This is a genomic window from Sphingomonas sp. 320_CC (assembly GCF_059691795.1).
Genome location: NZ_JCAWAE010000002.1, coordinates 538,879 through 552,579 on the forward strand (window position 1 = coordinate 538,879; position 13,701 = coordinate 552,579).

Annotated in this window: 7 protein-coding genes; 2 read left to right on the forward strand and 5 right to left on the reverse strand. The window is 67.3% G+C overall.

All coding sequences use genetic code 11. The annotated features are described in order from the left end of the window. Positions 1-13 precede the first annotated feature (13 nt). Positions 14-1,234 carry an acetyltransferase domain-containing protein gene (locus AC59GX_RS09460; protein WP_497301590.1) on the reverse strand — a complete coding sequence of 407 codons (1,221 nt, stop codon included), beginning with the start codon at positions 1,232-1,234 and terminating at the stop codon, positions 14-16. A gap of 78 nt (positions 1,235-1,312) precedes the next feature. On the opposite strand from AC59GX_RS09460, the gene AC59GX_RS09465 reads away from it, so the two are divergent. Continuing rightward, positions 1,313-3,412, forward strand: a complete 2,100-nt coding sequence (locus AC59GX_RS09465) for a TonB-dependent siderophore receptor (RefSeq protein ID WP_426280050.1) — start codon at positions 1,313-1,315, stop codon at positions 3,410-3,412. A gap of 21 nt (positions 3,413-3,433) precedes the next feature. Here AC59GX_RS09465 and AC59GX_RS09470 read toward each other — a convergent pair whose 3' ends face one another. Further along, positions 3,434-6,037 (reverse strand): TonB-dependent receptor, encoded by a 2,604-nt coding sequence (locus tag AC59GX_RS09470; RefSeq protein ID WP_426280051.1) that lies wholly within the window; start codon positions 6,035-6,037, stop codon positions 3,434-3,436. Positions 6,038-6,162: 125 nt separating this feature from the next. Next, positions 6,163-7,470, reverse strand: a complete 1,308-nt coding sequence (locus tag AC59GX_RS09475; RefSeq protein WP_426280052.1) for a sugar porter family MFS transporter — start codon at positions 7,468-7,470, stop codon at positions 6,163-6,165. Positions 7,471-7,646: 176 nt separating this feature from the next. Here AC59GX_RS09475 and AC59GX_RS09480 point away from each other — a divergent pair, with 176 nt between their 5' ends. After that, entirely contained in the window at positions 7,647-8,687 is a 1,041-nt protein-coding gene (locus tag AC59GX_RS09480; protein ID WP_056488074.1) for a spore coat protein U domain-containing protein, read from the forward strand. On the opposite strand, the gene AC59GX_RS09485 is transcribed toward AC59GX_RS09480, so the two are convergent. Continuing rightward, positions 8,672-11,065 (reverse strand): DUF3772 domain-containing protein, encoded by a 2,394-nt coding sequence (locus tag AC59GX_RS09485; protein WP_426280053.1) that lies wholly within the window; start codon positions 11,063-11,065, stop codon positions 8,672-8,674. The two genes, AC59GX_RS09480 and AC59GX_RS09485, sit on opposite strands and share 16 nt — an antisense overlap. 498 nt (positions 11,066-11,563) lie before the next feature. Further along, positions 11,564-13,672 (reverse strand): ATP-binding protein, encoded by a 2,109-nt coding sequence (locus AC59GX_RS09490; protein WP_426280054.1) that lies wholly within the window; start codon positions 13,670-13,672, stop codon positions 11,564-11,566. Positions 13,673-13,701 lie beyond the last annotated feature (29 nt).

Here is a 13,701-nt window from a genome sequence, read left to right on the forward strand (position 1 = left end):
ACGCCGGGACGTCTCACAGGTATCGCCACCACCAGCCGGTATGGGTCCGTTTGAACCGTCCGAACCACCGGCACGCGAACCAGCACGGGACGGCGGCGGCGGCGGCAATGAGCCAGATCGACGCGACGTTCGGGACGCTGACCAGCCCCTTGATCGCACCGCCCGTCACCGCACCGGTCAGGCTGTTCACGCCGTGGAGCAGGAAGAGGTGCAGGATGTAGAAGAACAACGGCGCCGATCCGAACACCACCAGTACGCGGTTCAGCCGCGCCGATGTGCGCTCGAACGTCGCCAGAAGCAGCATGCCGATGCCGAGCGTCAGCAGGACAAAGTCCGCGGACGGCGGATATTTGGTGAGGTTGAGGATGCTCATGACCGTTGCGAGCGGCGTCGTACCGACCTGCCACGGCAGCGGTTCGCCGTAGCCGTTGAGCGCGCGCAGCACCGCGAACAGCGCGAGCGCAGCAGCGCCGGTCACCATCAGGCGGCGGCAACGAACATCGCGGTCGACTTGCCGCGCGAACCACGGTCCGATCGACCAGCCGAGCGCGATGACCCCGATCCAGGGCAGCAACGGGTAGGACGTGCGCGCCCGCGCGCCGAACGGCAGGTCGATGAACCCGCGGTCGTGCAGCATGCTCCAGGCGACATAGCCCGGCTGGTCGGGCGCAAACGTGATCGGATCGAGCAGGTTATGGCCCAGCACGATCGCCAGCCCGAGGACGAGCACGGCGATGCGCGGAAGATGGACCAGCGCCGCCAGGGCGATCATCGACAGCCCGATCACCCAGATCACCTGGAGATAGACGATCGCGGGGGTGGGATCGAACGACCAGGCGAAATTGACGACCGTCACTTCGAGCGCGACGAGGAACAGCCCGCGCTTCAGCAGGAACGACGACGCCGCGGCCCTGCCGCCGCCGGCATCTCCGCCGCGGGAATCCGCGTATAGCGATGCGGCGAGCCCGGTCAGCAACACGAAGACAGGCGCGCACAGATGCGCCGTGAGCCGCGTGAAGAACAGGGTCGGCGGCGTCGCGGGCAACGCCATCGGGTCGCTCACCTGCATAGGGTAATAGAAGAGTTCGCGGGTGTGATCGACGAGCATCAGCAGCATGACGAACCCGCGCAGCGCATCGACCGAGACGATCCGCGACCGCTTGGACGGCGCGCCCGCCGGAGCTTGCACATGGGTATCTGACGCCGAGGCCGGCGTTCCGGCGACGTCGGGCATTGGACTGAAAACGGTTGACAAGATCGAAGCACCTCCGCCAATCGCGATGTTACATCATCACAGAGAAGGCAACATTTTTTGTCGACGCGTCCACGATCGATCGCCTTCGCGAGCATTCTTTTGCTGCTGGCCTGCCCCGTTACCGCCGAGGCGCAGGACGAGGCCGACCGCGAGCCGGAGCGCGAGGAACGACGGGTCGATGGCGAGGCCGAGACGATCGTGGTTCTCGGCACGCGCAGCACACGGGCGGATCGGACCCTGTCGTCGGACCTCGCCACCGAACGCATGTCGCAATCCAGTCGCTCGCTCGAGCGCGACCTGCTCACCGCGGCGGGGACGTACCGGCTCGGCGACGCGCTCGAACTCGTCAGCGGCGTCAGCAACCAGAACAACCGCGGCGGCTTCCTCGACAATTTCGCGATCCGTGGGTTTCTCGGCACGCCCGACGGCGGCGCCGAATATTATGTCGACGGATTCCTCGCCAATCGGGGCCTCGCGCCGCCGCGCGATCCCGCGACGACCGAGCGGATCGAGGTGTTGAAGGGCCCGGCCGGCGCGCTGTTCGGCGACATCGATCCGGGCGGCCGCGTCAACATCGTCAGCAAGACTCCGCGCTTCACGCCGGCCGCGACCGCGACGTTCACCTATGGCTCGTTCGATACGCGCCGCGTCGAGATCGACGCGACGGGTCCGCTATCCGACACGATCGCCGCGCGGATCGTCGTTGCCACCGAGGACAGCGATGGCTGGCGCGATTTCGTGCCGTTGCGCCGCCGCGTCGTCGCGCCCTCGCTGACCTGGGCGCCGCGCGATGGCCTTCGGCTGACCTATGTCGGCGAGATCACGCGGTTCGATGCGCCGTTCGACCGCGGCATCCCGGCGATCGGCGGCGACGCCAACGCGTTGCCCCGGTCGCGCTTCTACGGGGAGCCCGGCGACGGCACGACGCGGTTTCGCAACCAGCGTCACCAGCTGACCGGCGAGGCACGGCTCGACGACCGTATCTCGCTCAACGGTGGCGTGGCCTGGCGGACGGGATCGCTCCGCGGGTTCTCGTCCGACCAGTCGCGGCTCGTCGGCGGCCAGACGCTGTGGCGCCAGCGACGCGCGCGCGACTATACCGTCGACGATCTGTCCGCGCGGCTGGAACTCACCGGACGGTTCGGCGCGCACCGTGCCAGCGTCGGCGTGAAGGGCTATACGCTCGACTATCACGAGGGGCTGTTGCGGCGGAACCCGACTGCGGCCAACCCGTATGCGATCGACGTGTTCGCGCCGGTTTACGGCGGGCAGGCGCTGCCGCTGGCGCCGTTCACGGACAATGACGAGACGCGGCGGTCCGCCACGCTGTATGCGCAGGACATGTGGGACGTGACCGATCGGTTCACGTTGACCGGCGGCGTCCGCTTCGACGCGTATCGCCAGCAGATCCGCAACAACCGTACCGGCGTGGTCGGGCGAACGGTCGACGAGCCGGTGAACTTCCGGCTGGGTGGCCGATACGCGCTGAACGACGTCTTCGCGGTCCATGCGAACTGGGGCGAAAGCTTCCTGCTCAACTCGGGCACAGGGCGCGACAACCAGGGCTTCGCACCCGAACGCGGCAAGGGATACGAGATCGGCGGCACGGCCGCATTGCCGGGCGTCGACGTCGCGGTGACGTATTTCGACATCGCCAAGCGCGACATCCTGACCAACGACCCGGTCGATCCGAACTTCCTCGCGCCGGTCGGCAAGCTGTCGAGCAAGGGGATCGAGTTCGACGCGTCGGTGCGCCTGGCGAAGCGCTGGCAGGTCGTCGCGAACTATGCGTGGACGCGCGCGCGGACCGACGACAGCATCTTCGCGACCGACCGCGTGTTGAACGTGCCCGAACATGCCGCGACAGTGTTCGCGATCGGGCGCTTCCTCGACGACGAGGGGCGTGGGCCATCGATCAGCGCCGGTGCCAGCTATGTCGGCAAGCGGGCGGGGGCGATCGATACCAGCGGGCTCGTCCTGCCCGACTATGTGAAGGCCAAGGCGGCGGTCGAATACGCGGTCTCGCGGCGCCTGTCGGTGCGCGCCGAGGCCGACAATCTGTTCGACGCCCGGTTCGCGCAGAGTTCGTACAGCCCGGTGTGGATCTTCCCGGGGGCGCCGCGGACGGTCCGGCTGTCGGTCCGACTGAGCCAGTGATCCGCGGCGACCGTTGCCCCGTTAGAAGAACAGCTTGCGGATGCTGAGGCGGACGGTGCGGCCAAGCGGGTCGAGATAGTCGGGCTGGTAGGTGTTGGGGACGGCGCCGGTCGCGTCGGTAACGCGCTGGCGGGTGTTGAAGACGTTGTCGACCGACAGGCTGACGCGCATGCCGCGCAGCCACGGATGCGCCTTTACCCATTCGAGTCGCTGGCCAAGATCGGCGAACAGGCGGGCATTGGCGGTGGCGAGGCCGCCGAAGTTGAGCGTCTCGGGCGCGGCGATCGTGCCGCCGTTGACGCGCGTGCCGGTGGCGTAGTTGGCGGAAATGCGCGCGCCGAGGCCGTTGTTGGTGTATCCCGCCTGCGCCTCCAGCTCGTGACGCGCCTGCCCGCCGCTGTTGCCGATCGCGTCGCCGTTCAGCAGGTTCAGGCTAGGCCCGCCGTCTGCGACGAGGACGCGGTCGGTGAAGTGCCAGGTGTGGTAGACCGCGAACTGGATTCGTCCACCGGCTTGCCCGCCACGTCCGCCGAAGCCACGTCCACCGCCGGCTCCGCCGCCGGGACCACCAGCGCCGGGACCACCGGCACGCGCACCGTCGCCGCGTGCGCCCTCACCGCGCGGTCCGTCGCCGCCTGCGCCACCGGGACGACGGAAGCCACCTGGCGGTTGCAGACCCTCGAACGGGTTGGGACCGGTGCCGGCACGATACGCCTCGAGCTCGCGCTGGATCTTCGACTTGAGCGGCGCGGAGAAGTTGATTCCCCAGCGTAGTTCGGAGCGATCGCTGCGCGCGAAATTGATTGGCCGCCGATCGACCTGCAGCAGAGCGCCGCCCGCGTCGCGCTGGAAGCGATCGGGGAACGCCGCCTCGATCGCCGCGGTCGCTGCCGGGAAGGCCGCGATCGGGTTGTCGACCCGGCTCTCGACATAATTGGCGGTGATCGAGAGGTCCTTGCCGGACCAGGGCTTCAGCGTCAGCCCGACTTTCTTGACGTGGTTATTGTCCGCGACCAGCCCGGGATTGCCGCCGCTGATCGTCGTGACGGTCGCGGTCTCGCCGCGCACATAGTCGAACACGCGGACGTTGGGCGTGGTGATCGACGGGTTGCCGAGCTGCTGCGCGGTCGGCGCCTCGTCGGTGTCGGTTACGGACGCGATCACGCGCACGCCTTCGATCGGCGACCAGTTCGCGCCGTAGCCGAGTGTTTGCAGCGTGCCAAAGTCCGACAGATGATCCTCGGCAAGATTGAAGTTCGCCGACAGCGTGCCGAGGAACGGCAACACGTCCTTCGACCGGCTCGTCAGCGGCACGTCGACATTGACCTGCCCGTTGACCGTGTCGCGCGACACCCGGCCTTGCGTATCGACCCCCAGGAGATTGACGGTGCGGTACGAGCGGCTTTTGAAATCGGCGGTTTCGGCACCGAGCTTGATCGTCGTCGAGACCGAGCCTGCGGGCAGCGAGAAGAGGTTACCGTTCGCGACCGCGTCGACTTCGCCGGTGCTCTGCGTCGCATAGGCACGGTTGCCGGGCAGTGCGCCGAAGTCGCTCGCGCTCAGGCGGCCGAACGGGTTCGCGGTCGGATCGCCGGCGCGGATGCGGGCAGCGAAAGCGCTCGCGTCGACGCCGGTCTCCGTGAAGGTCTGCGTGTCGCTGCGATCGTAATTGCCCGTCACGTTCCACCGCCACGTGCCGATATCGCCGTTGAGCGTGGTGCCGAGATGCGCGGCGATCGACGAGGTGCGCTGGGTCAGCGGCAGGACGCCGTCGTCCTCGATCGCGCGATTGACGGACGTGGTGCTGCCGAACGGAGTCAGCGCAACGACGGGCAGGCCGTTGAGGCTGCGGCTGTCGGTCGATTCGAGGCGGCCATTGATCGTCGCGCCGATGTTGCCGAAGATGTTGCGCGCATAGACGCTGTTCGCGGTGAAGGTGCTGGTCGCGGACTGGAGCGTGCGGAACGGCCGCTGGTCGACGACGGCGCCGTCCGCGCCGAGCGCGCTGTTCGCGGTGCGCTGAGGCTGGAGGATGTCGCGCTGCGATTCGGTTAGCGGCTCGCTCGACGTGTATTCGACGTGCAGGTTGAGCCGGCGATCGCGCGCGATGTTGAGCATGTCGAGCGAGCCCTTGGGGGTGTTGCCGCCACCCTCGGTTGCCTGCGTGTCGGCGGCCTCGGCGGTCACCGCGCGGAAGCGGCGGCGCAGGACGAAGTTCACGACTTTCTGGTCGGCACGATAACCGTATTTGAGCGCGACCTCCTCGGGCAGGATCTCGACGCGCTGGATCGCCTCGGTCGGGATGTCGCGAATTTCGCTGAAGCTGGAGATGCGGCGGCCGTTGAGCAGCACGACCGGCGCGCCGCCGCTGCCGCGACCGCTGGTGGTCTGCGGACTGAGTTCGTTGAGCAGGTCGGAGACCGTGCTGACGCCGTAGGAGCGGATCTCGGCCTGGCCCAGCGTCTGGTCGGGCGGGATATCGCCGATCACCGCGCCGGGCAGTTTGCGCGAACCCGTGACGACGATCTCCTCGGATTCTGCGCCCTCGTCCTGCTCGGGCGCTTGCGCGGCGGGCGCGGCGGCGGGACGCGACGGTGCCTGCTGCGCGGCCACCATTGCAGGCATGCTCACTGCCAGAACCAGACCCAAACTGCGCATACCCGTTCCACCCCGATGATCGAGCATGCCGATTAGGCGGCAATTGTCGCAGGATTGTGCCGGTTCGGCGGCGCTTTCGTCACATGCGCGGGTTATCGCGACATATGCGCTTCCATCTCCTCCAGCGGCACGCCCTTGGTCTCGGGGAAGTAGAGGAACACGGTGACGAACTGGACGGCCATCATCGCCGCGAAGAACAGGAACGGGGCGCCTGCCGACCATGCCGCGGCGACGGGGAAGACCTGCGCGATCACCGCGTTCCAGCCCCAATGGCTCGACGAGCCGATGCTCGATCCGCGCGCACGGACGTTCTGCGGGAAGACCTCGGAGATATAGACCCAGATCACCGCGCCCGAACCCGGCGCGAAGAACATGATGAAGACGATCAGCGACGGTAGCAGCAGCCAGTTGGGCAGCACGCCGAGCAGCGCCAGCCCGCCGACGGTCAGCGCCGCGGTCATGCCGGCCGAGCCCCATAGCAGCAGCGTTCGCCGCCCGATCCGGTCGATCAGCAGCATGCCGAGCAGCGTGAAGACCATGTTGGCGACCCCGATCATCACCGCCTGGAGATCGGGCGAGAGGCTGCCGCCGGACGCCTTGAAGATATCGTTCAGGTAATAGAGGAACGCGTTGATGCCGCTGAACTGGTTGAACATCGCGACCAGGAAGGCGAGCGTGATCGGCTTGCGGTGGCGCGTCCAGGACAGCGACGCATCGCCCTTGGGCGCATCGAGTTCGGCGCGCGCGACGTCGGGGCTCATGCCGACCAGCGCGAGCACCTGCTTCGCCTCGACGTCGCGGCCCTTGGCGAGCAGCCAGCGCGGCGAATTGGGGATGCGGAACAGGAGCGCGAAGAACACCAGCGAGGGGGCTGCAACGATGCCCAGCTTCCATCGCCACTCGACATCGCCGAGTTCGAGCGAACCGATGACCGCGTTCGAGACATAGGCGAGCAGGATGCCGAGGATCACGGCGAACTGGAACCCGCCGACCATTTTCCCGCGCTGGGCAGGCGGTGCCAGTTCGGCGATATAGGCGGGCGCGAGCACCGACGAGCCGCCGATCGCGATGCCGTTGATGAAGCGGAAGCCGATGAAGCTGTGCCAGTTCCACGCCAGTGCACAGCCGAGCGCGGTGACGACGTAGAGAAAGGCGAGCATCCGCAGGACGTTTCGGCTGCCGTAGCGATCGCCGAGCGTGCCCACGAACAACGCGCCGATCAACGTACCCCAGAGCGCGGACGACACGGTGAAGCCGAGCCACGCCTCGCTAAGCGCGAACTTCGCCTTCAGCGCGCCGGTTACCCCCGCGATCACTGCGGTGTCGAAACCGAACAACAGCCCGGCGAGCGCGGCGGTGGCGACGCTCGCGATCAGGATCGTGCGGGGCTGTGCGCTCATCGGGCGCGGTATCGCGGAGGGGTGATCGTCATCACCGTGTTGTGAACGTTTTATGCGCCTTCGCAAGACCGACGCCGGCCATTTCGATGCGCGAAAACACCCGTTTCCGGTTCTTCAAAACGCATTAACGAATGTGGGGATAGCGCTGAAGCATCGAAACGGGTGCGAGGGATGCGGTGGGTATCGAACATGGTCTGGCAACGGCGTCGGCGCGCGGCGTAAAGCGACTGGTCGCCGCGGTGTTGCTGTGTCTCGGGGTCGCCGCGGCCCCGGCGTTTGCGTGCGATATCGTGACGCCGTCGACCGCCAATATGGGCACCCTGTCACCGACCGCGGTGCCGACGGCGGGCTTCATCGCGACCACGGGATCGTTCAAATGCACGAACGTCAGCATCCTGACGTTGCTCGGCGCCGATTACCTGCGCGCGACGCTCCTGACGACGGCCCCGCTGACGCTGACCGCCACTACGGGCGGATCGATCACCTATTCGCTATCCGCAAGCCAGGACGGCACCACGCCGTTCGTCGCGAACACCAGCCAGTCGTATATCGAGGGCTCGACGCTGTCGTTGCTGAGCACCAGCAAGGCTTCGGTGCCGATCTATATCAAGCCGATCAGTGCGACGGCACCGCCTGCGGGAATCTACAAGGGCAATTTCCAGGTTCGCTGGGCATGGAGATTCTGTGACGGTGTCGCCGTTGCAGGCATCTGCGCGTTAGGCGACAACGATGTCGGCAACAAGATCGCGTCGGTCGACGTGACGATCACGGTGGCGCGCGACGCCATCGTCACGATCACGCAACGCGCGACATGGGAAGCCTCGGCGACGACCAACAACCCGAAGGCCATTCCCGGCGCGAAACTGCGCATGGCGATGCAGATCGAGAACCCCAATCCGTTCGCGCTGGACGGCAACACGCTGGCGTTCACATTGCCTACGCCCGCCCGGCTACAGATCGCGCTCGATGGCGACGGGACCGCTTCGACCGCGTATGTCATGACGGCGGAAGGCACGCCCGCATCTTCGCTGGCGGTCACCTATGCCAGCCCGGCGAGCACCACGGACGATGTGGACTTCTCGTCGAACAACGGCGGCAGCTGGACCTATGACCCGACGACGGCACCCCGATCGGTCACCACCGTGCGGATCCGCCCGCGCGGAACCATGGCGGCTGGATCGAAATTCACCGTGTCCTTGCCTTACGCTCTATTCTGATCAGGGGTCTGCTCGGAGACGGGCGGAGTCGGCATGCTACCGACGATCTCCATCTTGGTCGCGGTCGAGCCGACTTCGATGCCCGCCTCGCGGAACTGGCGGAGCAGCGTGAACAGCAGTTCGCTGCGCATCGGATAGGCATCGCGCGGGCTCGCGACGTACGCGAAGCAGTTGAACTTGGCGCGGCCGGCGTCGATCGAATCGATGAACACCTTGGGCTCGGGATCGTCGAGCACCTCGTGCTTCTCCGCGAACGCCGCGAACAACATCGTCCGCACCGCGTCGAGATCCTCCTCGAGCGGCACCGAGAATTGCAGCTGGATCCGGCCGATGGGTGCTGCCAGCGTCATGTTCTGGATCGTCTTGGTGATCAGCTCGGAATTCGGGACGATCAACGTCGAGCGGTCCGCCACCTGGATCTCGGTCGAGCGGACGTTGATCCGCTTCACGTCGCCCTCCATGTTGCCGATCCGGACGAGGTCGCCGATCTTGACCGGGCGTTCGGCGAGCAGAATCAGCCCTGACACGAAGTTCTGCGTGATCGCCTGGAGGCCGAAACCGATCCCGACCGACAGCGCGCCAAGCACCACGGCGAGCTTCTCCATGCCGATGCCGAGCGCGCCGAGCGCCCACAGCACCGCGGCGATGATCCCGGCATAGCGCGCGACCATCATCACCGAATTCTGCGCGCCCGCATCCATCGCGGTGGTCGGCAGATAGCTGTTCACCAGCCAGTGCTGCAGCCCGCGCATGATCGCGAGCGCGACGAACAGCACCGCGATCGAGCGCAGCACGGCGCCCGGCGAGATCGTGACCTGGCCGATCGTGACGCCGTTCGCGACCGTCCCGAACAGCTCGAACGCCGACCCGACGCCCGCCCCGAACGGCGCCATCACCGCGCCGACCGCGAGCAGGATCAGCAACAGCCGCAGCACCGCCGACAGCAGCACGCCGATCTGGTCGACGGTCTTGTTGTCGACCCCGAAGCCGCTGTTCGCCGACCGGCCGAGACGGTTGCCACTCGACAGCAACGTCCGACACGCGTCGTCGGTGAAGGTCATCATCAGGTACAGCGACGCGCCGACGATCGCGCCCCACAGCAGCCACGTCGCGACCTTCAGCGCGAAGTTCACATAGCCGATCAGCCCGGCGACCAATGTGACGAGCAGCACCAGCCAGACCAGCGTCGCGACGATCGCGAGCAGCGTATTGCGCGCGGGCTTCGTCGGGTCAGGCAGCGCGGCGGCGCGCAACCGGCCGAGCGTCACCAAAATCGCGCCGAGCAGGACGATGTGGAGCAACGCAACGACCGCGTTGGCGGCGCTCGATGCGGGCGCGCTGATGCCGATCAGCATGTTGGTCGCGATCAGCAACTGGCCAAAGAAGATCAGCCCGGCGGCCATCCAGGTGTACGGGCGCAGCGCCTGTGCGGCCGGGTCGCCGATCGGCAGCAGCCGCCACGTCGACTGGCCGCGCAGCAAGAGCGCGCCGCCGAGCGACGACACGAACGCGCAGAACCATGTGATCCCGACGAAGAGCGCGCCGAACCGACTCCAGGCGGGCGACACGAGCCCGGCCCAGCGCAGCGACGCGACGATCGCCCAGGCGGCGAAGCCGGGCAGCGCGGTGCCGATCACGACCAGCCATAGCGCGTAGGCCGAGCGTCGCAGGCGACCGCCGGGCGCGTGGTTGGTTGCGTAGCGCCGTCCGACGCCGTGCAGCCAGCGCCGCAACGGCACGATCAGCACCAGCGCGGTCAGGATTCCGATCAGCAGGCCGGTGCCGGCGCGCATGTCGAACCGCGCGCCGAACTGGCGGATCTCGACATTGGCGAACCGCATCATGCGCGCGGTGTCGCGCGGCAGGTGATCGACGATCGCGGCCCACAATGTCGGCGACAGCGGCGAGCCGGTGTTTTCGGACAATTGCTGGCCGAGTTCCTCCGCCTCGGCCGCACCGATGTCGTCGATCTGCTGCTTGGCCTCGATGCCGATGAGGCGCGCGCGCTTGATCGCGGAGTCGATCGTGGACTGGCTCTGCGCGAGGAGCTTGCGTTGCGCGCGAATCTCGGGCGCTTCGACCACGCCGGGGGTGGCGGCGCCGAGTTCCGCGACGCGCGCCTGGACGAGGGCCATCTCGGGGGTGAGCGTGCGGACGGCGTCGGCGGCGGTGGTCTGCACGGTTTGCGCGCGGGTACGGAGGGCTTGCCGCGCCTTGTCGTCGCGTGCGGCGGGCGTGGCATCGTCGATCGCCTGGAGCTCGGCGGAGGCTTGCGTCAGGCTGGCGGCAACGGTCGCGACCTTGGGCTCGTCCTGCGCGATCGCGGGGAGCGCGGTGGCTAGGAGGAGGAGCGCGGCGAGGTAACGGAGGAGGGTCATCCGGGGTGCTTTACAGCGGTAGGGCGGGAAACGGGAGGGGTGGTAGCGTTGGGCTTGGGTACCGGCACCGCTGCCGCTGTTTTCGGCAAGGCCTCAGGATAAGCGCGTTCCCATCACACGTCCCACCCCGGCGAAGGCCGGGGCCCAGTTGGAAAGGTCGCTGTAACGGAGCGCTGGCCTCAATCACCTGCCGCTCCCAACTGGGCCCCGGCCTTCGCCGGGGTGGTGTTAGGGGGGGACGCGGTCCTGCAAACACAGCTGCCGGCCTACCCTTCCTTGTTCTCCCGCGAAGGCGGGAGCCCAGGCTGGGTCCCCGCCTTCGCGGGGAAACAATAGTGCGGTCAACTGCCTGGCGTTAGGTGTCAGAAACGTACCTCCCTCTCCGTCACCCCGGCGGACGCCGGCCCACCGGCCCGCATGCTCCGTTTTATCGGGTGTGCGGAACGGTGGATGCCGGAACGAGTCCGGCATGACGGGCGGGACGAGTGAAGCGCTAACTCAGTCGAGCTCGAGGATCACCTGATCCACCGCCAAGCTGTCCCCGGTCTTCGCGGCGACCGACTTCACCGTGCCCGTCTTCTCGGCGCGGAGAATGTTCTCCATCTTCATCGCCTCGACCACCGCCAGCGGCTGCCCCGCCTCGACCCTGTCGCCCGCCGCGACGTCGAGCCGGACCAGCAACCCCGGCATCGGGCAGATCAGGAACTTCGACAGATCGGGCGCGACCTTCTCGATCAGATGCGCGGTGTACGGCGCGACGCGAGCGGGAAGGACGCGGGCGACATGGCTTGCCCCTCGTGCGGTAAGCTTGAAGCCAGCGCGGGCCTTGGCGATGCGGATCGTGAGGTGTTCGTCGCCATCTGTCTCATGACCGTCGGCGACCACCATGCGATCGCCGGGCGTGTATTCGAGCGACAGGTCGAGCTCTTCGCCGTCGACCATGATGCCGTCGGTCGAGACCGTCACCGCGTGGTCGATCTTGTCGATGGACACCACCCAGTCGGCGGGCGGGCGGAGGCGCTTGCCGAGTTGGCCGTCGATGCGGCGCGCGCGGTCGGCTTCTGCTGTCGCGGCGAAGGCTGCGACGGCGGCGAGCGTCTTCAGCAATTCGGCGTCGGCGGGGGCGCCGTGGAAGCCGTCGGGATATTCCTCGGCGATGAAGCCTGTGGTGAGCGCGCCCGACTGGAAGCGCGGGTGCTGCATGATCGCCGAGAGGAAATCGATGTTGTTGCCCGGCCCCTCCAATTCGAACGCGTCGAGCGCGGCGATCTGCGCGGCGATCGCGCCGTCGCGCGTGGGCGCCCAGGTGATGAGCTTGGCGATCATCGGGTCGTAGAACATGCTGACCTCGCCACCCTCGCGGACGCCGTCGTCGACACGGACCCTCGCTTCCCCCCCGCCCGCTTGCGGGAGGGGAATGGGGGGTGGGCTCGCGCCATCATCAAGCGTAACCGTGGAGGAGAGCGCGTGCCCACCCCCGGCCCCTCCCGCTTGCGGGAGGGGGGAGGTTTCGGGCGGATTATATCGCACCAATCGACCGATCGATGGCAGGAACCCACGATACGGGTCCTCCGCGTACACACGGTTCTCGATCGACCAACCGTTGAGCTTCACCTCGTCCTGCGTGAACCCGAGCGGTTCGCCAGCCGCAACACGGATCATCAGTTCGACGAGATCGAGCCCAGTGATCTCTTCCGTCACCGGATGCTCGACCTGAAGCCGGGTGTTCATCTCGAGGAAGTAGAACCCCTCCCCCGTCGTGTCCGCGCCCGAGACGATCAGCTCGACCGTGCCCGCCGAAAAATACCCCACCGCCTGCGCCAGTGCGACGGCCTGCTCACCCATCGCTTTCCGCATCTTCGGCGTCACGAACGGCGACGGCGCCTCCTCGACGACCTTCTGATGCCGCCGCTGAATCGAGCATTCGCGTTCGTTGAGATAGACGATGTTGCCGTGCTGGTCGCCGATCAGCTGAATCTCGATATGCCGCGGGCTTTCGATGAACTTCTCGATGAACACGCGGTCGTCGCCGAAGCTGGCGAGCCCCTCGCGCTTGGTCGCCTCGAAGCCTTCGCGGACGTCCTGTTCGCTGTACGCCAGCCGCATGCCCTTGCCGCCGCCGCCGGCCGACGCCTTCATCATCACCGGATAACCGATGCCGCCGGCGATCTCGACCGCGTGATCGGTGCTGTCGATCTCGCCGAGATAGCCCGGCACGACGTTGACGCCCGCGGCCTTGGCGAGCTTCTTCGATTCGATCTTGTCGCCCATTGCGGCGATCGCGTTGGGTGGGGGGCCGACGAACGCGATCCCGGCCTCGGCGCAGGCCAGCGCGAAACTCTCGCGTTCGGAGAGGAAGCCGTAGCCCGGATGGATGCAGTCCGCGCCGGTTTCCTTGGCCGCGAGCAATATCAACTCGGCCTTGAGATAGCTCTCCGCGGCGGGTGCCGGCCCGAGCCGGACGGACTCGTCGGCCATCAGCACGTGCGGCGCGCGCGCGTCGGCGTCGGAATAGACCGCGACGGTCTTGATGCCCATCGCCTTGGCGGTCCGCATGACCCGACACGCGATCTCGCCCCGATTGGCGACCAGGATTTTCTTGAACATCACTCGCCCTACTCTGTGCCGTCTTGCCG

What these genes read in the sequence shown, in the direction of transcription:
- AC59GX_RS09470 (WP_426280051.1), bottom strand. Translation starts at nt 6,037, where the DNA reads ATGCCTGCAATGGTGGCCGCGCAGCAGGCACCGTCGCGTCCCGCCGCC.
- AC59GX_RS09485 (WP_426280053.1), bottom strand. Translation starts at nt 11,065, where the DNA reads ATGACCCTCCTCCGTTACCTCGCCGCGCTCCTCCTCCTAGCCACCGCG.
- AC59GX_RS09490 (WP_426280054.1), bottom strand. Translation starts at nt 13,672, where the DNA reads ATGTTCAAGAAAATCCTGGTCGCCAATCGGGGCGAGATCGCGTGTCGG.
- AC59GX_RS09475 (WP_426280052.1), bottom strand. Translation starts at nt 7,470, where the DNA reads ATGAGCGCACAGCCCCGCACGATCCTGATCGCGAGCGTCGCCACCGCC.
- AC59GX_RS09460 (WP_497301590.1), bottom strand. Translation starts at nt 1,234, where the DNA reads ATGCCCGACGTCGCCGGAACGCCGGCCTCGGCGTCAGATACCCATGTG.